Raw genomic sequence first — 23,617 nt, forward strand, 5'->3', positions numbered from 1 at the left:
CGAGCAATAAACCTCTTTGTTTTTAATATTAAATCTTTTGAAACCGCTTGCTACAATATAGGTAATCAGCAGGATATAAGTTTACAAGGAGTGTTTAAAATGGAATTACATTTTCCAGTCAATTTTCTTTGGGGATCAACAACAGCCGCTTATCAAGTGGAAGGGAATAATTATAACAGCGATTTCTGGGCAGAAGAGCATGCGGAAGGCTCGCCATATAAAGATAAATCCGGGGATACCATTGACCATTACCGGCTTTATCAAGAGGATATTGCCCTGATGGCCAGTCTAGGATTTAATACGTACCGATTTTCGATCGAATGGTCCAGAATCGAAACAGAACCAGGACAATATTCACGTTCGGCGATTGAGCATTATCGAGATGTTCTTAAAACTTGTCACAAACATGGAATCACGCCAGTAGTAGCGATGCATCACTTTTCTTCGCCTAAGTGGCTAATGAGAATAGGAGGATGGGCTAGCCCGGAGGTTCCCGATCGTTTTGCTAACTATTGTGAAGTGGTATTCCGTGAATTAGGGCATTTAATCCCATACGCATTGACAATGAATGAAATCAACCTACCAGTTATGCTGCGTGAGATTTTCTCGGAAATTGGCTTTATACCACCGGTTGGGATTGAAAGAGATGCTTGGGTGGCTCCAAAGTGGAGAGAGTCTGCCGCTAAATTGTGCGGAACCACCATCGAAAATTATTTTACGTTCCATATGATTTCGGATGAGTCTTCTATCAAAATATTAAAAGAGACTCATCAGAAGGCACGTAAGGCAATTAAGCGGACATCGCCAAATACGAAAGTCGGTTTATCAATGGCTCTATCAGATATTCAGTCTATTCCAGGTGGCGAGGATTTGGCGGAGCAAAAATGGCATAGTTATTTTAGACAATATTTACCGATGCTAGAAGGAGACGACTTCTTTGGACTTCAAAATTATACAAGAGAGGTATACGGACCTGAAGGACAAGTGAGACCTGCTGAAGGGGCAGATTTAACACAGATGGGGTATGAATTTTATCCTGAAGCTCTTGCTAACGTGATCCGAAAGGTTTCAAAAGATTTATCTATTCCAATTATGATCACAGAACACGGTATTGCAACAGATGATGACACGCGCAGGGTAGAATTCATCGGTAAGGCTTTAGAAGGTGTTCAGGCCTGTCTTAACGATGGAATTGACGTCAGAGGATACCTTCACTGGACCACCTTTGATAATTTCGAATGGCAATCTGGCTATTCTATGAGATTTGGTCTTATCGAGGTGGACCGTTCTACGCAGGAACGAAAGGTTAAGGAAAGTGCACGATATTTAGGAAGTATTGCACAATTGAATTCATTGGTTGCCAAATAACTTTCATGGCCTCCGGGTGCAGCTCGGAGGCTGAGCAAAATCTTTGAATCGAGCAAAAAAAAACATTGATTTTACTATTATATTCTTTGAAAACGCTTGCTATAATCGAAAATTAGATAGGTATATAGGAGTAGTCAATTTAAAAAGGATTAATTGTTTTAACCCAAAGCGTTCAGGTTATTTATTAAAGCGTTTATATTATAGGGGGTTAATAATATGGAAACTAATATGTTGAAAAAGACGCCTTTTGTAAGGCTGGTAATCGCCGCAATGCTAGGTGTTGGTACATCGATCGCACCATTAGTATTATTAAGTTTTGGACTTTCTACCTTTATTGTTATTAGAATTGTTGGACAAGAACATGCAACCGCTGCCTTTGCTACTGCAACTGGTATCTCTGGTATAGCTGTAGTTATTTTTGGTCTTTTTAGCGGGGTTATTGCAGATAAAACACGATTAAAGATGGGCAGAAGAAGATTCTGGATGATCGCGGGCAGTATCGGGGGAGCTCTTTCTATGTTAGCTCTTACTTATGCTACGTCCCTTCCTGTTTTTATCATTGCATTGTGCCTAACAAACTTCTTTTATGGTATGGTTTCCCTTTCTTGTTACGCGGTTGTTCCGGAACAAGTAGAACCGGAGAAGTTTGGCCGGGTTTCTGGCCTCATTGGGGCCTCCGCACCTATTTTCGGTATGACCGGACAGATGCTTATGGGAGCCTTTGCTAAATCAACTCTTGAAGAGAAAATGATTTCGATGATTATTGTTCAGGTGGTTTGTGGAATTTTAGCTGCCCTATTAATTAAGGACAATTATTTTGTCGGTGCAGCAAAAAGTGAGAAAAAATCATTTGGGATTCGTGGCTTTTATCCAAGCTTTAAAAAGTATCCTTCCTATACTTGGGCGCTGTTAACAAAGTTGTTTATTAACTTCTCAAATGCTGGAATGGGTATGTTAACCTTGTTCTATATTGCAAGATTTCATTTGAGTGAAACAAAGATTTTTCAGTTAATGGCACTTATGGCACCTGGTATCATGTTAATGGTCGTGGCTGGAATACTGGGGGGCTTTTTATCGGATAAAGTGAAAAAACAAAAGCCATTTGTTATCGGTGCAGCCCTTGTTACAGGCCTTTGTTTAATCGCCTTCGCCTTCTCGTCAAATATTACATGGGTTGTCGTTGGTAATTTTATCTTCAATTTTGGTTTTGGAATGTATAATGCAGTAGATAATGCTCTTGTAAACCGAATTCTTCCATCTAAAGAGAATGCAGCAAAAGATATTTCCATTATGAATACAACAACAAGTTTGTCATCCACATTAGTAAATTTTGCAGCACCTTCTTTAATTGGTTTAGGAGTGAGCTTTTTTGGTGGAGATGGTTATACATTCTTCTTCTTGGTGCTCGCTGCTTTCTCTATCCTTTCTGCTGTTGTAGTCCTGCCAATTCCTGAAATGGAATCTAAAAAGGATAGCGGACATGATTCTACAAGTGAATTAGTTATATAATGAATCATTGAAAAATAAAAAGGGGGGATGAATGTACGTAATATACATTCATCCCTATTGTCTTTATGTCATTTGCAAGTTTTTTTAGTAACAAAGTATAGATTGAAAGGAATATAAAAAATGACGTTATTAAAAGTAGAGGCATTAACATGCGAGTATCGTAGAATTCCACTTGGAATTGATATAAAAAGACCCCGTATTAGCTGGAAGATCCAATCAGATAGACGGGGAACAATGCAAAAGGCCTATCAAATTCAAGTGGCGTATCAAGCGGATTTTAATGAAATCATATGGGATACGGGGATTATTCGATCAGATGAATCTACTCAAATAGAATATTGCGGCGGTCGAGAATTAAAGCCTCGAACAAGGTATTTCTACAGAGTAAAAGTCTGGGACAATTTTGATTTTGAAACAGAGTGGAGTGAAACAGCTTGGTGGGAAACTGGACAGTTAACTTCCGATGAGTGGAAAGCAGAGTGGATTACACCCGATCCAGCCGGAATCGATCCACTGAGTGAGCCGGCATTTCTATTAAGAAAAGAATTTATTCTAAAACCCGGTATTACCTCGGCTCGTATTTATGGCACTGGTGTAGGGTTGTATGAATTATATTTAAACGGAGAACGCGTCGGTGATGAACTACTCGCTCCGGGTTGGACAAGCTATCATAGCCGTCTTCAGTATCAGACCTATGATGTAACTGAGCAGCTTCTAGCTGGCTCCAATGCGATTGGAATAATGCTGGCAGATGGCTGGTATAAAGGAAACCTTGTCAGGGAAAATAACCGTAATATTTATGGTGATAGACGGGCAGCATTTTTTCAAATTCATGTAACCTATATCGATGGGACAGAAGAGATTATTGTAACGGACAACACATGGAAAGCTTCCACAGGACCGATTCTTTTTTCAGAAATCTATCATGGTGAAACGTATGATGCAAGGCTTGAAAAAGAAGGCTGGAGCCAGTCCGACTTCAATGAGCAGGATTGGACCGGTACGATTATTCAAGAAATGCCAATTACCCAATTGGTGGCACAGGAAAACTATCCAACCCGTGTAACGGAAGTTTTGAAACCAATAGATACGTTTGTGACACCAGCGGGTGATACCATTCTAGACATGGGTCAAAACATGGTGGGAAGAATTCGATTTAAAGTGAATGCACCTGCAGGAACACGAATTATTTTACGCCATGCCGAAGTACTGGATAAAGACGGAAATATTTATTTTGGCAATCTAAAATTTGCCAAGCAAACAGTAGAGTATATAACAAAAGGGGAAGGGATCGAGTCCTATGCTCCATATTTCACATTCCAGGGGTTCCGTTATGTGAAAGTAGAAGGATATCCAGGACAGGAAAACGTTCTGCCACTTGAAAATTTTGTGGGAGAGGTTATCCACTCTGACATGGAGAGAACAGGCGAATTTGAGTGTTCCGATCCATTGGTGAATCGACTTCAGCAAAATATTGTTTGGGGACAAAGAGGAAACTTCCTCGATGTACCGACAGACTGCCCGCAACGCAGTGAACGGCTGGGATGGACGGCGGATGCACAAGTCTTCATACCAACTGCATTGTTTAATTATCATGGTGGTCCATTTTTTACAAAGTGGCTTAGAGATTTAAAGGCTGATCAGCTTCCAGACGGCAATGTACCATTTGTCATTCCGAATGTAGAGGGTGGAAAAGGATCTGCTGCTTGGGGAGATGCAGCGACGATTATTCCATGGACCGTTTATCAAACTTACGGAGATAAACGTGTACTTGCTGAGCAATTTGACAGTATGAAAGCATGGGTAGAATATATCCGCAGGCAGGGCAAGAACGAATATCTCTGGAATACAGGTTTTCATTTCGGCGATTGGTTAGCTCTGGATGCGAAAGAAAATAGCTTTGTTGGCGCCACGGCAAGAGATTTTATTGCCACCGTCTTTTATGCCCATTCAACTAGGATTGTAAGAGATGCAGCCGAGGTCCTTGGGAAAGCGGATGAAGTTCAGGAATATAGTTTCTTATTGGATAAAATAATTGAACAATTTAATGATGAATTTGTTTCTCCATTAGGCAGACTAGTGTCACCAACCCAAACGGCCCATGTCATTGCGCTAATGTTTGATATGGTGGAGGGAAAAGCCAAAGAACGGACAGCCTATGAGTTAAACCAGCTTCTCATACAAAATGACTATCATTTGAATACAGGATTTGTCGGAACACCGTATATCAGTTTAGCTCTTTCCAAAGGCGGATATCACGAAACAGCGGTCAAATTATTAATGAAGGATGATTTCCCGTCCTGGTTGTACCAAGTTAAAAAAGGAGCGACAACCGTTTGGGAGCATTGGGATAGCATTAAGCAAGACGGTTCGTTCTGGAGTGATCAAATGAATTCCTTCAATCACTATGCATATGGTTCAATTGGAAATTGGATGTATAAAGTCGTCGCAGGGATCGATATGGATCCAGCAATACCTGCCTATAAGAAGATAAAAATTGAACCAAAATTTGCAGGTATTTCGTTTACCCAAGCAAAAGCTGCCTTTGAATCCATGTATGGAAGGATTTTATCAGCCTGGAAATTGACGAATGAAACAGTAGAGATCGAGGTTGAAATTCCTGCAAATACAACGGCAGAGATTCTATTACCTAAAGCGCGTCTTGCTGATGTGTTGGAAGGAAATAAACCATTGGTTGCAGGGGATATTCATTCATACATGGAAACAAACGAGGGTGTGCGTCTCACTGTAGGTTCTGGATCTTATCATTTTAGGTATCGAAACGAGAGTGGATTGAGACCAAACTTTACTGAGGATACACCAATTATTGATTTCCTTGATTATCATGAAGCGGTTGCTATCTTAGAGAAATTTGCCCCTGGTATCACAAAACCACCTGCTATTTTTTCAACAAAAGCTAGAAGCTTGAAAGAATTGGCGGAATTACAAGAGGCGAATTTAACAGTTGATAAGGTTAAGTCCATTATTAACGAGTTAAAAATGCTGGAATTGGAAGCTGTTTTAGTAGAATAAATAGATGAAAGCCAATCGCTTATTGTGATTGGCTTTCTATAGCGGTTGTTGGATATTTGTTAATAAATTCTGGATTTTGTTAATATGGCCTCAAATTTTGTTAATAAATCCTGGAATTTGTTAGTATCTCTAAATTTTTGTTAATATAGCCCAAGAATTTGTTGATAAAGCGTTAAAGCAGTAAAGTAAAGCCAAAAGGAGCAACCAACTGAGGTGCTCTTTTTTGGCTTCTACTTAATTTCCTTACTATCTAGGTTTCTTTTTAAAGTCACTAGGGGATTTTCCCATGTATTTTTTAAATTGTCTTGAAAAAATAAAAGGATCATGATATCCAACATGGCCGGCTACAATTTTAACAGAATAGCCCTCTGTTAATAGACGTTCGGCTAAATAAAATTTGGTTTGTAGACGATACTGTTTCGGAGAAATTCCAACAGATTCTTTAAATAATTTTCTTAGTTTTTCATAACTCATATGAAAGGATGCCGCAATCTCTTCTAACGATTTATCCTCGTAAAGCATATGTTTTGCCCCTGAAATGATCGTTTCGATGTCTTTGCTTTGATTCACAATGTTTTCCCGGTGCAAATTAATTAATAGTTTTTGTGTATTAAACAGAACTTCGGGAAGCTCAGCCGTTGTGGTTGTCTTTAACTGGAGAATTAAATCAGTGAACCATTGCTCTAGATATGGTTTTAGGTTTAATTCAAAAACAGGAGCTACTAGATTTAGCAGTTCTAGAGAAGCTAGTGAATGAAAAGTGGATTCACCGATACTTACATGAAATTCATACCAAGGCTCGGATGAATCTATGATTAACGAATATCTTTTTCCTGGCAGTTGCTGACAAAGTGAATGTACTGAAAGTGGATAGACTTGTCCCCTTTCCAAATCTATCAAACGCCCTGAACCCTGAAGTAAAACAAAACAATTGTAATATTCATGACTAATCATTGTAGGTAATTCATTACTATTTCTAGTCACAAATCCGCAAGATAAAATGCCATTTTTTATATCATTTGTTAAGTAGCGAGTAAATGTATCTGTCTTTGTTGGTTTAATCAATTCTATTACTCCTCATATCGGTTCTCCAAAAATAACATGATAGTTAAAGATTACAACCTTATAAAATATAAATCAAATGGTTTTTTATAATGATTCATACCAAAAATAACATGAAATTCATGAGTAATGTTATGTGTTACAAAAGTAGTTGATGATAAGATTTTATTGTAAGAGGTCACTAAAAACTAACTAATGAAGGTGTAAAAATGAGGAAAAAAAATCTGGACTCAAATTGGAGATTTAGTTATTCCACAGGCAACTCTAGTAAGGATAAACGAGGAAAAGCATACAAAGATACGGTCAATCTGCCACATGACTTTTCTATTGGATTAGATCGATCAGAATCAGAGGGATCTAATGAAGCAGGAGGTTTTTTTCCAGGGGGAATTGGCACCTACGAAAAAGAGATCTTTATCAATGAAGAGGAGAAAGAAAAAGTATATATCCTGTTGGTAGAGGGCGCATACATGAATGCGGAGGTCTACATCAATGGTCATCTGGCTGCTTTGCATCCTTATGGTTACACCGAATTTAAAGTAGATTTAACCGAATACATTCGCTTTGGTCAAAAGAATAAGCTCCGTGTCGTTGTCAATAACAATGCCATGCCGAATTCCAGGTGGTATAGCGGTTCAGGATTGTACCGACATGTACAGCTTCTAACAGCGGAAAAACTTTATATTGATCCATGGGACCTACTTGTTGTTACTGAGGATTTTAATGAGGATAAAGCAATTGTAAAAATGGAGGCAACGGTTACAAATGCGCTTTCTTCAGATGAAAGCATAGAATTTCAGACTATTATTTATGACTCGCAGGGTAATGAGATAGTTACAGAAATAAAGAGTGGCATCGCTCGCAGAGAAGGAAAAACTAATTTTAGCTCTTTCATCCCTATGGAAGCACCTCAACTTTGGTCTACTGAGAAACCTTATTTATATAAGGCTCGAACAAAGGTTTATAAAAATGGCTCTTTGATGGATGAAACGGAAACAACCTTTGGAATTCGCTCTATTTCTTTTGATGCAAAGAATGGATTTCGTTTAAACGGTACTTCTTTGAAATTAAAAGGAGGGTGTATCCACCATGATAATGGTCCACTTGGGGCAGCTGCATTTGACATGGCGGAGTATCGAAAAATCCGTCTTTTAAAGGAACTGGGATACAACGCCATCCGTACGGCACATAATCCGCCATCACGTGCTCTGCTAGATGCATGCGATTATTATGGAATGCTAGTCATTGATGAGATGTTTGATTGCTGGCGTCAAAAGAAAAATGCCTATGATTATCATCTGTATTTTGAAGATTGGTGGAAACGAGATGTGGAGGCAACTATTTTACGAGACAGGAACCATCCTTCGGTTATCATGTGGTCCATTGGAAACGAAATCGGTGAACGGGATGGCAATTCAGATGGAGTACAGATTGCAGAGGAACTCTGTGCGTATGTCAAACAACTTGATCCTACAAGAGCTGTTACAAATGGTGTAAATGCAATCTTCTTGGATGCGGGTGAATTTGGAGGGATATTGGCCAACATCTTTAATGGCAGCGCTGGTGATCTTTCTGAACTGCCACCGGAAGTTCACGAACTTTTAAAAGAGTGTGATCGCGTGACGGCTGAGTGGGGAGAAATAACAGAACCCTTTTGTAAACCTTTAGATGTTGTCGGGTATAACTATCTTGATAGCCGGTATGAAGAAGATGGCCTAAAATTTCCAGACCGGGTAATTTGCGGAACAGAATCCTATCCCAAAATGATGGCATCTGTGTGGAAAATGGTGGAGGAAAATCCCCATGTCATTGGTGATTTTTCATGGACAGCGATCGATTATATTGGGGAATCCGGGATTGGACGCAGTTTTTATGATGAGACAGGAAACCTGTTTGGAGATTATCCGTGGCACTTGTCAAATTGCGGGGATTTAGATATTTGTGGGTTTATACGTCCACAGGGGGAATATCGAAAAATACTTTGGAATAAGCGGAAAGAACCATATTTAGCGATTCTAAAACCGGAACACTTTAGGAAAAAGGAAATTGTGTCTGCTTGGGGCTGGAGCGATGTCGTTCACAGCTGGAGTTTTCCAAAGCATGTAGGACAAAAGGTTCGCGTTGATATTTACAGTAATGCTGAAGAGGTTGAATTGCTTATTAATGGAAGCAGTATTGGAAGAAAAACAGTAAATGAGGAACTAAAGGCCAGTTTTGAAGTGGACTATACACCGGGTTCCATTGAAGCAATAAATTATAGAAATGGCAGGAAAGCTGAGATTGATAGAATAGAAACTTGCGAGGATCCGTATTCTTTACAACTAGAAGTAGAAGAAGAGAATTGGAATTCAATAAACACTGATGATTTGAAATACATTACCTGCAGTATTAGGGATAAAAATGGATTATTAGTTCCATATGCAGAACATTTGGTAAATATAGAAGTTAGTGGAGCAGGGGAGCTTGCCGCAATTGGTACTGGAAATCCCGTATCAGAAGAAAGTTATAAGGAGTTTTTTAGAAAAGCCTATAACGGGAAATTGTTAATTGTTATAAGAGGGAAAGCGGAGGGAAAAGCAATCATTTCGGCAAGTTCGGAAGGTATCAGAGAAAACTCTATCGAGATACAGATGAACCTTTTTTGGTGTTGTTAGAGGGGATTTGTTAATATATCCCAGATTTTGTTAATATGGTTTTGATTTTTGTTAATATCACTTGGAAATTTGTTAATATCGCAAAATTTTTGTTAATATTTTCCCGAAATTTGTTAATAAAGCGTTAAAGCAGTAAAGTGAAGCCTTCTTTTAGAGAAGTTAGCTCAATTTAAAGAGCCAGATTTAAATAAGATCGATTTCGGATAGGCGTTTGGGAGCGCCTGTCCTTTTTTGACTAAAAAACAAAAATATATGTGTTTGTTTTCCAAAAAAATATGGTATATTTATAATGATAATAAGTAAAAAACAAATATAAAACAACATAAATAAAAAGAAAAGGGGTGGAAGCAATGCTGGTAGCAGAAAGACAAAAAAAGATCGTTGAATTGGTTAATGAACGACTAAGCATACGGGTAACGGAGCTCAGTAAAATTTTCTCCGTGACGGAAGAAACCATTCGCCGGGACCTTGAAAAGCTTGAAAAAGAAAATTTATTAATGCGCTCTCATGGCGGTGCGGTTAGTATTGAGAAGGACCAGGGGGAAGTTTCTTATTTAGAAAGAGAAATAACGAATGCGGAACAAAAGAAGGCAATTGCTGCGGCAGCGGTGCGTTTAATTGAGCCAGCTGATCAAATCGTATTAGATGCTAGTACTACCGCATGGTATGTCGCAAAAGAATTGTCCGATATGCCGCTAACCGTTTTGACAAATTCGATTAAGGTTGCGATTGAACTTAGTAAAAAAGAACAGATTAAAGTGATTTCAACTGGTGGAACCTTACTCTCACAATCATTATCATATGTTGGACCGTTAGCAGAACGATCCCTAAGCATGTATCACGTCAATAAAGCGTTTCTTTCCTGCAAAGGGGTCCATTTAGAAAGAGGATTAAGTGATTTTAATGAATCACAAGCGTTATTAAAAAAACAGATGATGGAAATTTCTGATGAAACGATTTTAATGGTGGACTCAAGCAAATTTGGAACTCGTGCCTTTTCAAGAATCTCACCTGTTTCCAATCTCGACTGCATTATTACTGATTCAAAAATAGAGGAAGAAACTAAAAACGAGTTGGAAGACAAAAATATCAGATTATTAATTGTAAACTAACAGACCAATATCCGGTCTGTTTTTTACACTATTTGATACATAGATGTATACTAGATAAAATAAGTAATTCCATTAAGATGGGTGACCGAAATGAATTTTACCTACGAAATCATTGAAATGAATAAAGAACTCCCCTTGCATATTTTTCTAAACAGTGTGGATTATGTTTCAAACCATTGGCATGACAGCATCGAGATCATCTTTGTCCTTAAAGGAAAAGTGAATGTGTCTGTGAATGATAAACGGTTTGAGTTAAATGAAAAAGATGTAGTTCTCATTAATGCAAACGATATTCATGCGATTCAGCACCAAGATGAGAATTTATTACTTACGATTCAGCTGCCAATTCCCGATTTAAAAGAACATATTAAAGATGTCGATTCCTATGTTTTCTCTTGTAAATCTTTTTTGTATGATGAGCATCATCAAGCAGAGTTTAATGAACTGCGTTCAATGTTAGCTCAGATGATGTGGGTAATTAATAAAGAGAGTGAAGGATATGAATTACAAATAAAGTCCCTTTATTTTCAGTTAATTTATTTGCTAATGAAAAACTTTAAAGAAGAAACAGAAAAGGAAAGCAAGCTTTCAAGCCAAAAACATATTGAGAGGTTATTAAGGATTACCTCCTATGTAAAAGACAATTTTAAACAGCAGATTACTTTGAATGAGTTATCCCAGATTGAATTTTTGTCTGTCCATTATTTATCAAAGTTTATCCAAAAACACCTAGGGATGCCTTTTTCAAAATACGTGGATAGTATCCGGCTTGATCATGCAGTGAAAGATATTGTCTTTACTGATATTCCGCTCACGCAAATTGCCTTGGATAATGGATTTGCAAGTGTTAAGGCTTTTAATAGAGCCTTCAAGGAGTTTTATCAACAGACGCCAAGTGAATATCGCCGTGCGGTAGAGATGGAACCAAAGAAAACGGAAAGTAATAAGGTAACACTTGCTAACTATGTGGAAATTGATAAAACACAGGCCTTCGATCAGCTATTTGCTTTTTTACCGTCTAAAGAACAATCATTAGTAGTTGAAAATAAAGCCGTTTTGAAAAAAACAATCAAAATTAATGTGGAAGAAAAGGCGGATAAACTTAACCATACATGGAAGAATCTTATGACAGTTGGTAAGGCCAAAGAGTGCCTTTATACCGATATTCAAAACCAAATCAAGCAGGTGAAAAAAGCGACTAATTTTAAATACCTCCGTTTTCATGGGATCTTTGATGATGAAATGATGGTTTATGGGGAAAATGAGCAAGGGATTCCTGAATATAATTTTCTTTATACAGACAAGTTAATCGAATTTTTGCGGAGCATACATGTAAAGCCGTTTGTTGAATTAGGATTCATGCCATCAGAATTGGCCGCTAGCCATGAAACGGTATTTTATAAAGAAAGCAATGTAAGTAAACCAAAGGATATCGAGAAATGGAATAACCTTCTAATGGCGTTTATTCTCCGTTATGAGAATCTCTACGGGCAAGATGAAGTCCTTCAATGGTATTTCGAAGTGTGGAATGAGCCTGATTTTTATGTATTTTGGCGGGGGACGTTCGAAGAATATTGCCTATTATATAAAAATACTTACGAAACCATTAAAGGGATAAACCCCCTTTATAAAGTAGGGGGACCAAGTATTGTTTCCATTAATAATAGTGACTGGCTGCAGCAATTTTTAGATTTTTGTAAAAGAGAAAATTGTATTCCTGATTTTATCTCCTTCCATAATTACTCACATGACGAAATGGATATAAATAAGAAAAAAAATTTAACGAATGATCAAGCCATGGAATCCGGTTATATTTCAAGGGATGAACACTTCCTGAAAAACCGAATAGCTGTTCTGAAGAGGAAATTAGCAGAGAATCATTTAAACGACATTGAGGTTCACCTTACGGAATGGAACTCTACGGCCTATCACCGAGATTTAACAAATGATACTAGCTTCAAAGCCGCTTTTATAGTGAAAAATCTCGTGGAAAATATTGATGCCATTCAAAGCTTTGGCTATTGGACGCTAACCGATTTAATTGAAGAAAGAAGAGCTTCCACGAACAGTTTCCATGGTGGATTAGGTTTGATTACAAATAATAATATTCCAAAACCTGCTTTTTTTGCCTATCAGCTGCTTGGCAAATTAGGGAATCAACTGGTTTCTCAAGGCGATGGTTACATTTTAACGAAAAATTCTAAGGGGTATCAGCTGCTTCTATATCATTATTGTCATTATGACCGGCTGTATTGTATGAACCAGCATGCAAACATTGATTTAGAAAATCGATACAATGTATTTCTTAATCAGAATCCGATTGAAATGAAATTCATTATGAATGAATTGAAAAAAGGGACATACAAAGTAAGGCAGTACCAATTAAACAGACAACATGGAAGTTCTTTTGATCAATGGGTCGAAATGGGTGCCCCTGAACTTATGAATCAAGAGGATATCGATTATTTAATTCATTCTAGTATCCCTAAACTTCAAATAAGTGAAGTGCGTATTGAGGAAGATTACATTTTAAGCACCATTCTCGGGGCTCATGAAGTACAATTATTTGAGATTGTTCCCCAAAGAACTCTTTAGGCAGGAACCCTACCTGCCTTTTTTTGTTGCAGAAAACTAGTAAAAAGGAACCATAATAAATTGAAATGACAATTTAGGTACCTGCTTTGAACAAATATCGGATAGTGAAAAGGTTTTCACATCTCTATAATGAAGAACATAAGGAAGCGTTTCCAGCTTGGTTTAGGAATAACTAAGAGTTGTAAATTATAGGGAGGTAAGTAAGATGGAGAATACCGTGATAAATAAGACACCTTTTGGAAGATTGATCGTGGCATCAATCCTTGGGGTTGGAACTGCGATAGCACCGTTAGTACTTTTAGCATTTGGACTTATTCAATTTATTATTATTAAAATTGTTGGACCAGAACATTCAACTGCTGTGTATGGAACAGCATCTGGGATTACAGGTATAGCTGTTGTAATTTTTGGGCTGCTCAGTGGGGTAATTGCAGATAAAACCCGCGTAAAGATGGGGAGAAGGCGTTTCTGGATTATTGGAGGTAGTATCGGTGGAGCAATTTGTATGTTAGCCCTTGCCCATTCTACATCGATCCCGATGCTTGTCATTTCCTGGTGTTTAGCACAATTCTTTTATGGAATGGTTTCACTCTCCTGTTATGCGATTGTTCCGGAACAAGTGGAACAAGAAAAGTTTGGCCGTATTTCAGGCATAATCGGCGCAGCCGCACCTGCTTTCGTTATGACAGGGCAGATGTTAATGGGAGTCTTTGCAAAGTCTACCCAAAGTGACAAGATGATTACCATGATTATTGTCCAATTAATTGGTGGTATGTTAGCAGCACTTCTAATTAAAGATAATTATTTTGCTGGATCAGAAGCAAAAAGTGAGAAGAAGTCGATTGGTATTCGCGGTTTCTATCCAAGCTTTAAAAAGCATCCTTCCTATACATGGGCGTTATTAACAAAGTTATTTATTTATTTTACCAATGCTGGAATGAACATGTTGACTCTTTTCTATATCGCAAGATTTCACTTAAGCGAAACCAAGATTTTTCAATTAATGGGACTTACCGCACCAGCTATCGCTGTAATGGTTGTGGCAGGGCTGCTAGGTGGTTTCTTATCTGATAAAGTAAAGAAACAAAAGCCTTTTGTTATTGGAGCAGCAATTTTAACAGGGATTTGTTTAATCACATTTGCTTTCTCATCTAGCGTTACGTGGGTAATCATCGGTAACTTTATCTTCAATTTTGGCTTCGGGATGTACAATGCCGTAGACAATGCTCTTGTAAACCGAATTCTTCCTTCCACAGAGAATGCTGCAAAAGATATCTCGATTATGAATACAACAACAAACTTGGCTTCAACACTAGTAAACTTTGCAGCGCCTGCTTTAATCGGCTTAGGAGTAAGCTTGTTTGGAGGAGATGGATATACGCTCTTCTTCTTAGTTCTTGCTTGCTTCTCCATTCTTTCAGCAGTATTTGTTCTACCAATTCCAGAAATGGAATCAAAATTGAAAGTCACCAATGATCTAAATGAAAAAGTAGTTTAATAATAATAATTGGGATGAATTATACGAGAGTATGATTCATCTTATCGTTGTTTAAAAAGTATAATATAAACAAAAGGAATGTTATTAAAAGAGGGAGAGATAAGTACATGTTAATTGAAAAAATCCAGCTTTGGGATGAAAATGAAATGGTAACCTTACATACCTACATTCTTAATAACTCTATGGAATTTCAAAAGGACCAGCTCCGCCCTGCGGTTGTTATTTGCCCAGGAGGCGGATATTTAGGAACTTCAGATCGGGAAGCTGAACCCGTTGCGATGCGCTTTGCTTCTCTTGGATACCATACATTTGTCCTTCGTTACTACTTATTTTAAAGAATGGGTTCAAGATTTTCATAATCCTCCTGCTCCTAATGAGAAATCAGTTTATCCACAGCCATTGCTTGATCTAGCAAAAGCGATGTTAATCATCCGTGAAAATGCATCAAAGTGGTTAGTAGATACAGATAAAATTGCTGTATGTGGTTTTTCAGCAGGTGCACATTTATCAGCCAGCCTTGGTGTTCACTGGAATAGCAATTTATTAAATGAAAAGTTTAATGTCGATAACGAAGTGTTTAAGCCTAATGCAGTTATTCTTGGATATCCGTTAGTAGATTACCAGTTAATGAAGGAAAAAGTGGAAACAGAGGCTAATGAGTTTATTAAAGGGTTCTGGGAGATTTCGGGCAAAGCCGTATTTGGTTCTCCAACTCCTAGTGATGAACAACTTTCAGAGGCTAGTCCAGTGAATTATGTATCATCGCAAACACCGCCAACATTCATCTGGCACACGGCTGATGATGACCTAGTTTATGCCGAGAATTCTTTAAGATTTGCAACCATGTTGGCAAAGAATAAGGTTCCTTATGAGCTGCATGTTTTTGAAAGCGGTGTACATGGATTGTCGCTTTGTGATGAGACCACTGCCGGGGAGCCTAGCCATCTAAACGCAGAATGTAAAGTTTGGTTTGATTTAGCGCATAATTGGTTGAAAAAGCATTTTAAATAGAATATCAATATAAAACCATCTGCTTTTGGGATGGTTTTCTTCATTTTTTATGCTTTTCCGTTGTTAAAGTAAAGTAATTTTAATCGGGTGAAAACTAGGTTAAAAGAATTATAGTTTTTCTAAGATTACATTGACAAGACTCTATTATACTTTTACAATTGAAAATGATTATCAACGTCAATTAGGGGGAAGTTAGATGTCTAATACAATAAATAGTCGAAATTTTTTATTAACTTCTGTTTTTATTTTACTATTATCAACAGTATTACTAGGTTGTGCCAATTCTGGTGATAAGGATGGAACATCTGAAAATAAAAAGGATAACATGCTTACCATCGCTTGGGCGAGAGATGTGGGCGAAATGAATCCGCATGTTTATAATCCTTCACAATTATTTGCTCAGTCCATGGTATATGAACCGTTAGTAAGCTACGGAGAAGGTGGCGAGTTAAAACCTCATCTAGCAGAATCATGGGACATCTCTCAAGATGGAAAGGAATATACATTTCATCTGCGTAAAGATGTGAAATTTTCTGATGGAACAAGTTTTAATGCTGAAATTGTGAAAAAGAATTTTGATACCATTTTGAAACATATGGATTTACATGGTTGGTTGGGTTTTCTTTCAAAAATTCAAAGTACGGAAGTTGTTGACGATAATACGTTTAAAATGACATTAACTGAAGCCTATTATCCAACGATTCAGGAGCTCGCTGTTGTTCGACCCGTTCGTTTCTTAGGCGAAGCTGGATTCCCTGAAGATGGTGATACTTCAAAAGGGATTAAGAAACCAGTTGGAACAGGCCCATGGGTTTTGGAAGAGTATAAAGCGGATGAATATGCGATTTTCAAACGCAACGAAAACTATTGGGGTGAGCTTCCGAAAGTAGAAAAAATTAAAGTAAAAGTAATTCCTGATGCTGAAACGAGAGTACTAGCCTTTGAAAAGGGCGAACTAGATTTAATATACGGAGAAGGGGTTATTAGTTTAGACGCCTTTAACCAATTGAAATCAACTGGTAAATATAAAACTAGTATTTCTGAGCCAGTAGCGACAAGACAGCTGGTTATGAATACAAATAGAAAACAGCTTTCCGATGAGCGTGTCCGTCAAGCACTACAGTATGGATTTAATAAGAAAGCAATGGTAGAAGGGATCACTTCGGGACTAGAAGAAGCAGCCGATTTTATTTTACCAACAAACTTGCCTTACACTTCCAAAATCGATGTGAAATCAACTGATTATAATGTGAAAAAAGCAAAAGCGTTATTGGATGAAGCAGGCTGGAAACTTCCTAAAGGGAAAACAGTTCGTGAAAAAGATGGACAACCGCTAGAAATTCAGATGATGTACGATTCAGCCGAATCCATTCAAAAAGCAATGGCAGAAACACTACAGTCAGAATGGGCAGCCATTGGTGTTAAATTAAATATTACGGGGGTAGAGCTGGCGGATCAGGTTCAAAGATTTAAAGATAATGACTTTGATATTAATTTCTTTAGTAACTATGGGGCTCCATATGATCCGCATACATTTATAAACATTGTGGCAAAAGAAGGATTTGGATTTAATGAAGCAATTTCAGCCTATCCGAATAAAGCGGAATTACTAAAGCAAATCGCACTCATTCCGCAGACAACTGACGAAGCAGAACGTCAACAGCTTTACACATCTGTTTTAAAATCACTGCAAGACCAGGGAGCAATTGTTCCAATTTCTTATATTAAGAAAACAGCGGTTTATCAAAAAGATGTCACGAACTTCCATTTCTCTGCGAATCGTGACGAAAATCCATTTACAGGAATTACTATCAAGCAGTAAGAGGTAGGAGGCTTTTATGGGCACTTATATAATAAAACGAATAATGTCCATTATCCCGGTTTTTCTTTTGGCCGCACTTCTAACGACCGGGATGATCCACCTTTCTCCGGTGGATCCGGCCGAGGCCTATTTAACAGCAGCACATATCGAACCGACCGATGAGATTTTGGCTCAAAAAAGACATGAGTTTGGTTTAGATCAACCATTTTTTATGCAATATGTAAACACAATTAAAAAGATAGGCCAACTTGATTTTGGAAAATCTTATGTTTCAAATAAGTCCGTTTGGGACGAGGTTATATACCGAATTCCTGCAACGCTCCAGCTAGCTTTAGGAAGTTTATTCATAGCAGTGCTCATCAGTGTCCCACTTGGCTTTTTGGCAGGGATAAAAAAGAACAGTGCGATTGATCATTTTAGTCGTATACTTTCCTTTGTGGGGGCGTCCATTCCATCTTTTTGGTTAGGTTATCTATTAATTTTTTTCTTTTCTGTAAAACTAGATCTTTTCCCGGTTGAGGGGATTGGGACTTGGCAGCATCTTGTTCTACCTTCCGTTACACTAGCTCTTCCTTTAATTGCAATGTATACAAGATTGTTGCGTACGAGCATCCTCGAAAATCTACAAGAGCCCTATGTGCTTTTCGCAAGAACAAGGGGGATTAAGGAAAAAACGATAATGGCCAAGCATGTCTTAAGGATCGCCATTTCACCAATGATTACGGGACTAGGGATGAATCTGGGAAAACTGTTAACGGGAACGATTATCGTGGAGACCGTTTTTTCTTGGCCTGGGTTTGGTCGTTATTTTATTGAAGCGATTTTTAACCGTGATATACCTGTCATTCAATGTTATGTGTTTATTGCAGCTACCTTATTTATTTTTAGTAATTTGATTGTGGATCTAATTCAAATGTATATTGACCCGCGCATATCCAGGAAAGAAGGGAATCGCTTATGATAACCAGCATACGTAAGAAATTCATAAGTCAAAAAGTGATTCCTATATGTTCGATGATTCTCGCTATCCTTTTTATTATGGCGATATTTGCCCCCTGGCTGGCACCCAATGATCCGACTGCGGTCAATTTAGTATATAAACTACAGCCTCCTTCTTGGGAATTTCCATTAGGAACCGACCATTTAGGAAGATGTAACTTATCACGCCTTTTATATGGGGCACGAATTTCATTAGGTTTTGCCATGCTCATTTTCATTTCATCCTTAGTGATTGGTTTAGTCGTTGGAACCCTCTCAGGGTATAAAGGCGGCTGGGTCGATCATGTTTTGATGAGAATTTGTGATGGTGTGATGGCTTTTCCTAGTTTGATCCTTATTCTTGGTTTGGTTGGTATTTTCGGACCTGGACTTTCACAGGTCATCTTGGCGCTAATGCTTGTTCAATGGGTTTATTATGCAAGAATGTTCCGAGGAATGGTCCTAAGTTTGAAGGAACAGAACTTTATTGCAGCCGCGAAAATAAGTGGCTCCTCTCAATGGAAGATTATGAAAAGACATATTATCCCGAATGTACTCCCTCCATTAGTCGTAATGGGTACATTAGAAATGGGTTGGGCCATTATGGATATATCCGCTATGTCGTTCCTCGGCTTAGGCGTACAACCGCCAATACCTGAATGGGGAGCAATGATTCACGAAGGAAAGTCGTATATTCGTACAAACCCTGCCTTTATGATTTATCCTGGTTTAATGATTATGCTTGTTATTGTAACTTTCAATTTATTAGGAGAAGCGTTATCAGAACGTTACGGAGTCAAACGCGATTTTAAAAAGGAATGAGAATGATGGGTAATGAACAGTCGATTGTGCTACAAGTTAGGGATTTACATGTACAGGTAAAAACAAAGAATGGGGCTGCAACTCTTGTTCAAGATATAAATTTTGAACTGAAGCGTGGGGAGGTTCTTGGTCTAGTTGGGCAAAGTGGATGCGGTAAAACCGTTACGAGTATGTCCATTCTTCAGCTGCTCGATCTTAAAACTACTAAAGTGACAGGAAGCATAAAATTACAAGGACATGAATTGAACGGTTTAGGTGAGAAAGATATGTGTGGAATCCGTGGTAAGGATATAGCCTTTATTATGCAAAATCCAATGAATGCTTTTACGCCTGTTTTTACCATTGGTCATCAATTTATTGAGACGATTCGTTCACATACACACTGGAATAAAAAACAAGCAACAGAGCTGGCCATTGAGGCAATGCATCATGTCAACTTACCAGATCCTGTTAAACTATTAAAGCACTATCCTTTTCAATTGAGTGGTGGGATGCTTCAACGTCTTGTGATTGCGATGGCAGCATGCTTACATCCCGCGGTCATTATTGCCGATGAACCGACAACCGCGCTTGATGTAAATAATCAAAAGAAAGTACTGTATCATTTAGATAAAATTCGTTCTGAGTACGGATCAGCTATCTTATTAATTTCCCATGACCTTGGGGTCATTTCAGAAATGGCAGATGAAGTTGCTGTTATGCAGAATGGCCGAATCGTTGAAAAAGCGGACGTGTTCCAACTATTTGATGAGCCACAGCATGAATATACGAAAAAACTTTTACGTGCACGAACAGTTTTACCATTCGATCAGTCTATCATCCATTTGGCTTAAAGAAAGGCATTTTGTAAGGGGGGAGAAAATGAGTCTATTACAATTAAATGAAGTAACTCAAGCTTATAGATCCCGAAAGTTTATCAACTGGAAAGACCGTTCTAAAAAAATACTTTCCAACATTTCTCTCTCTCTTGAGGCAGGAACTTGTTTAGGTTTGCTTGGTATGAGTGGAGCTGGGAAAAGTACCTTAGGAAAAGTGATTCTTGGTTTGGAACGGCCGCAGTATGGACAGGTTCTGTTTCAGGGGCAAGATATTTATACAGCAGATAAGCATATTCGTCAAAAAATTCGCCGTGATCTCCAGGCAGTCTTTCAGGACTCCTATTCATCGGTTAACCCTCGAATGACGGCGGAACAAATTATATCAGAGCCGTTAGAGAACTTTGAAAAGCTTACTCTCTCTGAACAAAAACGGACCGTTATTGAATTATTGGAAAGGGTAGGGCTAACTGAAAAGGATATGAAAAAATATCCCAATCAATTTAGCGGCGGGCAACTGCAAAGAATCAATATTGCAAGGGCCATCTCACTTAAGCCAAAGCTGATTGTCTTGGACGAAGCTGTTAGTAGTCTTGATATGGTGAATCAAACCCTAATTTTGGAATTACTTAAGCAGTTAAAAGCGGATTTCGGACTATCGTTCCTTTTTATTACACATGATATTAAAGCTGCCTATACGATTAGTGATAGATTAGGTGTATTAGAAAAAGGAGAATTGGTGGAGCTATACGAAGATAAAAATCAGTTTTTTACTTCAGGACATCCTGTAGTAAAAGAGATGAGGGATTCAATGCTTGCTGAGTACCCACGTTTTCGATCGGTTAGACGTGCTTAAATTAATAAGTATCCGCAGTTTAAAGTGCCTCGATTTCCTTTACAAAATCGGGGCTATTGTTTTAATTTAAAGTAATAATAGGAGGTTATTACAAATGAATAATCGGGCGTACCTATCTTTGGCGATTCCCTTAACAATTTCGACAATGACAACGCCCTTGTTAGGTGCTGTAGATACAGCCGTTGTAGGGCAGCTTCCCGATCCAGCTTATATTGGAGGAGTTGCATTAGGGACTTTAATTTTTAATACATTATATTGGGTTTTCGGATTTTTACGGGTTAGTACATCTGCATTTGCTGCACAAGCGAACGGGGCAAGCGACCCAGATCAAGGAATATTTGCTTTGTCTCGTCCCTTTTTATTAGCGATAGTGGTTGGAATTTGTTTTATTCTACTACAATGGCCAATTGAATATTTAGCTCTGAAATTGTTTTCCGCTGATTCTGAGGTCAGTCAGTTTGCCGCAGAATATTTTCGAATCAGAATATGGGGGGCACCCTTTACATTGATGAATTATGTTATCCTTGGCTGGCTAATGGGGATGGCTAAGATTAAAGAATCACTATTTTTACAAGTGTTAATGAATGTTTTGAATATGATTTTGGCCATTCTTTTTGTCCATGTCTTTTCTTTTGCTGTAAAAGGGGTCGCTGCGGCAGCTTTGATTGCTGAAATAACAGCCACTATAGTAGGGTTAGTAATTATAATAAAGGCATCACCATTTGTGTGGCAATTCCCATCCTTTCAAAAACTAATAGATACACAGTCTATGAAAAAGATGTTTAACGTTAACAAGGATTTGTTTATTCGAACCATTAGTTTATTAGTCGTTATTAATATGTTTACAGCAAAAGGTGCTTCGTTTGGTACAGACTTGTTAGCTGCCAATGCGGTTCTATTTCAAATTCATTACATAATGGCATATTTCTTTGAGGGTTTTGCGAACGCCACGAGTATTCTCGTCGGTAAATCGGTAGGATCAAATGACAAGGAACTATATAAAAAGACACTTACTTTATCAAAAAAATGGTCGGTCATTATCGCTTTTGTTATAGCTTGTATTTATGGATTATTTCAAAATCAAATTATTGCGCTTTTTACCAATCTATCAAGTGTTATTGACCTTTCGATGACATATGGTAGATGGCTAATCCTTTACCCGTTTGCCGCATGTTTTGGCCTTGTCATTTATGGTGTTTTTACAGGAGCCACTGAAATTGTTCCTGTTCGAAACTCTATGATTTTCGCAATGATTGTCTATATCCTTTTACAAATGACGGTTACCCCTATCTGGCATAATCATGGCTTATGGCTGGCTTTCATTGTTTATACGGTTGGGAGATCTGGATTTCTAATCATGTATACTCCTAGATTAAATAAAAAATTGTTTGAATCCACAACATGAAAACAACAAACTTTGGTATTCGAAAGTTAACAATAAAAGAAATAGCAAGGGAGCCTTAATTTTCAATCCCTTGCTGTTTATGCTGTTCCTTATAACAATGCGGGGTCTCCTTAAACAGTTCTTTAAACTTTTTATAAAAAAAAGTAACACTGGAATATCCTACTTCTTGAGCGATTTCAGGTATAGGTAAATCAGTATTAGACAAATACAAGGCGGCCTGGTTCAGCCGTTGAATCTGGAGAAGTTCTTTAAATGATTTCCCAGTCCCTTTTTTTAGCAAAGTGGAAAGGTAACTCGGATTAAAGCCAAAGGTCTGTCCCATTTTATCCAGCGAACAATCGCGGTAATTGTCCTCAATATACTTCAAAAAACCTAGTAAAGAGACCATGTCTTTATTATCCTCAGATTTATATCTTGGCTGAATGTTGTTAGTTCGAATTACTGTGGAAAATAAAACGACTAAATAAGAATCGATAATTTCTGCAGAACAAAAGTCACGGTCAAAAAATTCACACATGATATTCTCCATAATTTCCGTAACCTTACTGCCCTCAGGTCTAAAAATCAAGAATTGATTTTGCTTCCGATGGCTTACAAGCGATTCAATCATAAATTGAGAGATAATGCTTTTCTGTGACATTCGTCTTAGAAAGCTTGGTGAAAGATAGTCCTGCTTCAGAATGGTATTGATTACAATATCATCTTTGGTGGTTGCAGCTACGCTATGAGGCACTTCTTTGTTAATGAAAATTAGCTCCCCTTTATGCAAATGAACCTTTTTTCCTCTAATTAAAACGGTGACTGTTCCCCGATAAACAAACATCATCTCTATATAATCATGCATGTGAAGAGGAATATCCGAGCCGTATGGCTGCTGAGAGATGGATATGTTCTCATCAATAGGTATATCGTTTATATCAAATGTTTTATTAAATAGATATACAAGTTCTCCATTTATTATTTCAGTAAAAGGATGATACTCCTTTAAAACTCTTTCTTTATCAATTGGCCCTAAATGATAGCTGTCTAAGTAGCCTTCAAGTTGTTGTCGGTCCATATGTGCTCCCTATGATTAAT

The 23,617-nt window shown here is 37.9% G+C and carries 17 protein-coding genes; 15 read left to right on the top strand and 2 right to left on the bottom strand.

Annotated elements, in window-relative coordinates; all coding sequences use genetic code 11:
- The first annotated feature begins 99 nt into the window (after positions 1 to 99).
- The 3 genes from J7E81_RS02010 to J7E81_RS02020 all read left to right on the top strand — a co-directional run bounded on the left by J7E81_RS02010 (position 100) and on the right by J7E81_RS02020 (position 5,910).
- Positions 100 to 1,368 (top strand): glycoside hydrolase family 1 protein, encoded by a 1,269-nt coding sequence (locus tag J7E81_RS02010; protein ID WP_215040445.1) that lies wholly within the window; start codon positions 100 to 102, stop codon positions 1,366 to 1,368.
- A gap of 216 nt (positions 1,369 to 1,584) precedes the next feature.
- Entirely contained in the window at positions 1,585 to 2,877 is a 1,293-nt protein-coding gene (locus tag J7E81_RS02015) for an MFS transporter (protein ID WP_215040447.1), read from the top strand.
- A gap of 120 nt (positions 2,878 to 2,997) precedes the next feature.
- Entirely contained in the window at positions 2,998 to 5,910 is a 2,913-nt protein-coding gene (locus J7E81_RS02020; protein WP_215040449.1) for an alpha-L-rhamnosidase, read from the top strand.
- 246 nt (positions 5,911 to 6,156) lie between these two features.
- Here the strand turns inward: J7E81_RS02020 and J7E81_RS02025 are convergent, their stop codons facing one another.
- Entirely contained in the window at positions 6,157 to 6,975 is an 819-nt protein-coding gene (locus J7E81_RS02025) for a helix-turn-helix domain-containing protein (RefSeq protein ID WP_215040451.1), read from the bottom strand.
- A gap of 206 nt (positions 6,976 to 7,181) precedes the next feature.
- On the opposite strand from J7E81_RS02025, the gene J7E81_RS02030 reads away from it, so the two are divergent.
- From J7E81_RS02030 to J7E81_RS02085, 12 genes are all read left to right on the top strand, one after another.
- The gene (locus J7E81_RS02030) at positions 7,182 to 9,626 is read left to right on the top strand and encodes a glycoside hydrolase family 2 TIM barrel-domain containing protein (protein WP_215040453.1); all 2,445 of its coding nucleotides are present in this window, start codon (positions 7,182 to 7,184) and stop codon (positions 9,624 to 9,626) included.
- Between the two features lie 350 nt (positions 9,627 to 9,976).
- Positions 9,977 to 10,738: a DeoR/GlpR family DNA-binding transcription regulator gene (locus tag J7E81_RS02035; protein WP_215040455.1), complete on the top strand. Its 762-nt coding sequence runs from the start codon at positions 9,977 to 9,979 to the stop codon at positions 10,736 to 10,738.
- Between the two features lie 90 nt (positions 10,739 to 10,828).
- On the top strand, positions 10,829 to 13,333 hold the full coding sequence (locus J7E81_RS02040) for a GH39 family glycosyl hydrolase (protein WP_215040457.1): 2,505 nt from the start codon (positions 10,829 to 10,831) through the stop codon (positions 13,331 to 13,333).
- A gap of 205 nt (positions 13,334 to 13,538) precedes the next feature.
- Positions 13,539 to 14,831: an MFS transporter gene (locus J7E81_RS02045; protein WP_215040459.1), complete on the top strand. Its 1,293-nt coding sequence runs from the start codon at positions 13,539 to 13,541 to the stop codon at positions 14,829 to 14,831.
- Positions 14,832 to 14,938: 107 nt separating this feature from the next.
- Positions 14,939 to 15,166 (top strand): hypothetical protein, encoded by a 228-nt coding sequence (locus J7E81_RS02050; protein WP_215040460.1) that lies wholly within the window; start codon positions 14,939 to 14,941, stop codon positions 15,164 to 15,166.
- Positions 15,141 to 15,842, top strand: a complete 702-nt coding sequence (locus J7E81_RS02055; protein WP_215040461.1) for an alpha/beta hydrolase — start codon at positions 15,141 to 15,143, stop codon at positions 15,840 to 15,842. The genes J7E81_RS02050 and J7E81_RS02055 overlap by 26 nt, the downstream gene beginning before the upstream one ends.
- A 196-nt stretch (positions 15,843 to 16,038) precedes the next feature.
- A complete protein-coding gene (nikA, locus tag J7E81_RS02060) occupies positions 16,039 to 17,664 on the top strand; it encodes a nickel ABC transporter substrate-binding protein (protein ID WP_215040462.1) in 1,626 nt (541 codons plus the stop codon).
- A gap of 16 nt (positions 17,665 to 17,680) precedes the next feature.
- On the top strand, positions 17,681 to 18,625 hold the full coding sequence (gene nikB, locus J7E81_RS02065; protein ID WP_215040463.1) for a nickel ABC transporter permease subunit NikB: 945 nt from the start codon (positions 17,681 to 17,683) through the stop codon (positions 18,623 to 18,625).
- The gene (gene nikC, locus J7E81_RS02070) at positions 18,622 to 19,464 is read left to right on the top strand and encodes a nickel ABC transporter permease subunit NikC (RefSeq protein ID WP_215040464.1); all 843 of its coding nucleotides are present in this window, start codon (positions 18,622 to 18,624) and stop codon (positions 19,462 to 19,464) included. The genes nikB and nikC overlap by 4 nt, the downstream gene beginning before the upstream one ends.
- A 5-nt stretch (positions 19,465 to 19,469) precedes the next feature.
- Positions 19,470 to 20,297: a nickel import ATP-binding protein NikD gene (gene nikD / locus J7E81_RS02075; RefSeq protein ID WP_215041184.1), complete on the top strand. Its 828-nt coding sequence runs from the start codon at positions 19,470 to 19,472 to the stop codon at positions 20,295 to 20,297.
- A 28-nt stretch (positions 20,298 to 20,325) separates the two neighbouring features.
- On the top strand, positions 20,326 to 21,135 hold the full coding sequence (nikE, locus tag J7E81_RS02080; RefSeq protein WP_215040466.1) for a nickel import ATP-binding protein NikE: 810 nt from the start codon (positions 20,326 to 20,328) through the stop codon (positions 21,133 to 21,135).
- A gap of 94 nt (positions 21,136 to 21,229) precedes the next feature.
- Positions 21,230 to 22,540, top strand: a complete 1,311-nt coding sequence (locus J7E81_RS02085; RefSeq protein ID WP_215040467.1) for an MATE family efflux transporter — start codon at positions 21,230 to 21,232, stop codon at positions 22,538 to 22,540.
- 55 nt (positions 22,541 to 22,595) lie between these two features.
- Here the strand turns inward: J7E81_RS02085 and J7E81_RS02090 are convergent, their stop codons facing one another.
- Complete coding sequence (locus tag J7E81_RS02090; RefSeq protein WP_215040469.1) at positions 22,596 to 23,597, bottom strand: AraC family transcriptional regulator; 1,002 nt, start codon at positions 23,595 to 23,597, stop codon at positions 22,596 to 22,598.
- Positions 23,598 to 23,617 lie beyond the last annotated feature (20 nt).

Origin of the sequence: Bacillus sp. ISL-18 (genome assembly GCF_018613415.1) — a bacterium.
In the GTDB taxonomy this organism is placed as follows: Bacteria; Bacillota; Bacilli; order Bacillales; family Cytobacillaceae; genus Neobacillus.

Excerpts from the sequence above, each read along its gene's own strand:
- nikB (WP_215040463.1), top strand. The coding sequence starts at position 17,681 with ATGGGCACTTATATAATAAAACGAATAATGTCCATTATCCCGGTTTTT.
- nikE (WP_215040466.1), top strand. The coding sequence starts at position 20,326 with ATGAGTCTATTACAATTAAATGAAGTAACTCAAGCTTATAGATCCCGA.
- J7E81_RS02015 (WP_215040447.1), top strand. The coding sequence starts at position 1,585 with ATGGAAACTAATATGTTGAAAAAGACGCCTTTTGTAAGGCTGGTAATC.
- nikC (WP_215040464.1), top strand. The coding sequence starts at position 18,622 with ATGATAACCAGCATACGTAAGAAATTCATAAGTCAAAAAGTGATTCCT.
- nikA (WP_215040462.1), top strand. The coding sequence starts at position 16,039 with ATGTCTAATACAATAAATAGTCGAAATTTTTTATTAACTTCTGTTTTT.
- J7E81_RS02020 (WP_215040449.1), top strand. The coding sequence starts at position 2,998 with ATGACGTTATTAAAAGTAGAGGCATTAACATGCGAGTATCGTAGAATT.
- J7E81_RS02090 (WP_215040469.1), bottom strand. The coding sequence starts at position 23,597 with ATGGACCGACAACAACTTGAAGGCTACTTAGACAGCTATCATTTAGGG.
- J7E81_RS02035 (WP_215040455.1), top strand. The coding sequence starts at position 9,977 with ATGCTGGTAGCAGAAAGACAAAAAAAGATCGTTGAATTGGTTAATGAA.
- J7E81_RS02010 (WP_215040445.1), top strand. The coding sequence starts at position 100 with ATGGAATTACATTTTCCAGTCAATTTTCTTTGGGGATCAACAACAGCC.
- J7E81_RS02050 (WP_215040460.1), top strand. The coding sequence starts at position 14,939 with ATGTTAATTGAAAAAATCCAGCTTTGGGATGAAAATGAAATGGTAACC.
- J7E81_RS02085 (WP_215040467.1), top strand. The coding sequence starts at position 21,230 with ATGAATAATCGGGCGTACCTATCTTTGGCGATTCCCTTAACAATTTCG.
- J7E81_RS02040 (WP_215040457.1), top strand. The coding sequence starts at position 10,829 with ATGAATTTTACCTACGAAATCATTGAAATGAATAAAGAACTCCCCTTG.
- J7E81_RS02045 (WP_215040459.1), top strand. The coding sequence starts at position 13,539 with ATGGAGAATACCGTGATAAATAAGACACCTTTTGGAAGATTGATCGTG.
- J7E81_RS02030 (WP_215040453.1), top strand. The coding sequence starts at position 7,182 with ATGAGGAAAAAAAATCTGGACTCAAATTGGAGATTTAGTTATTCCACA.
- nikD (WP_215041184.1), top strand. The coding sequence starts at position 19,470 with ATGGGTAATGAACAGTCGATTGTGCTACAAGTTAGGGATTTACATGTA.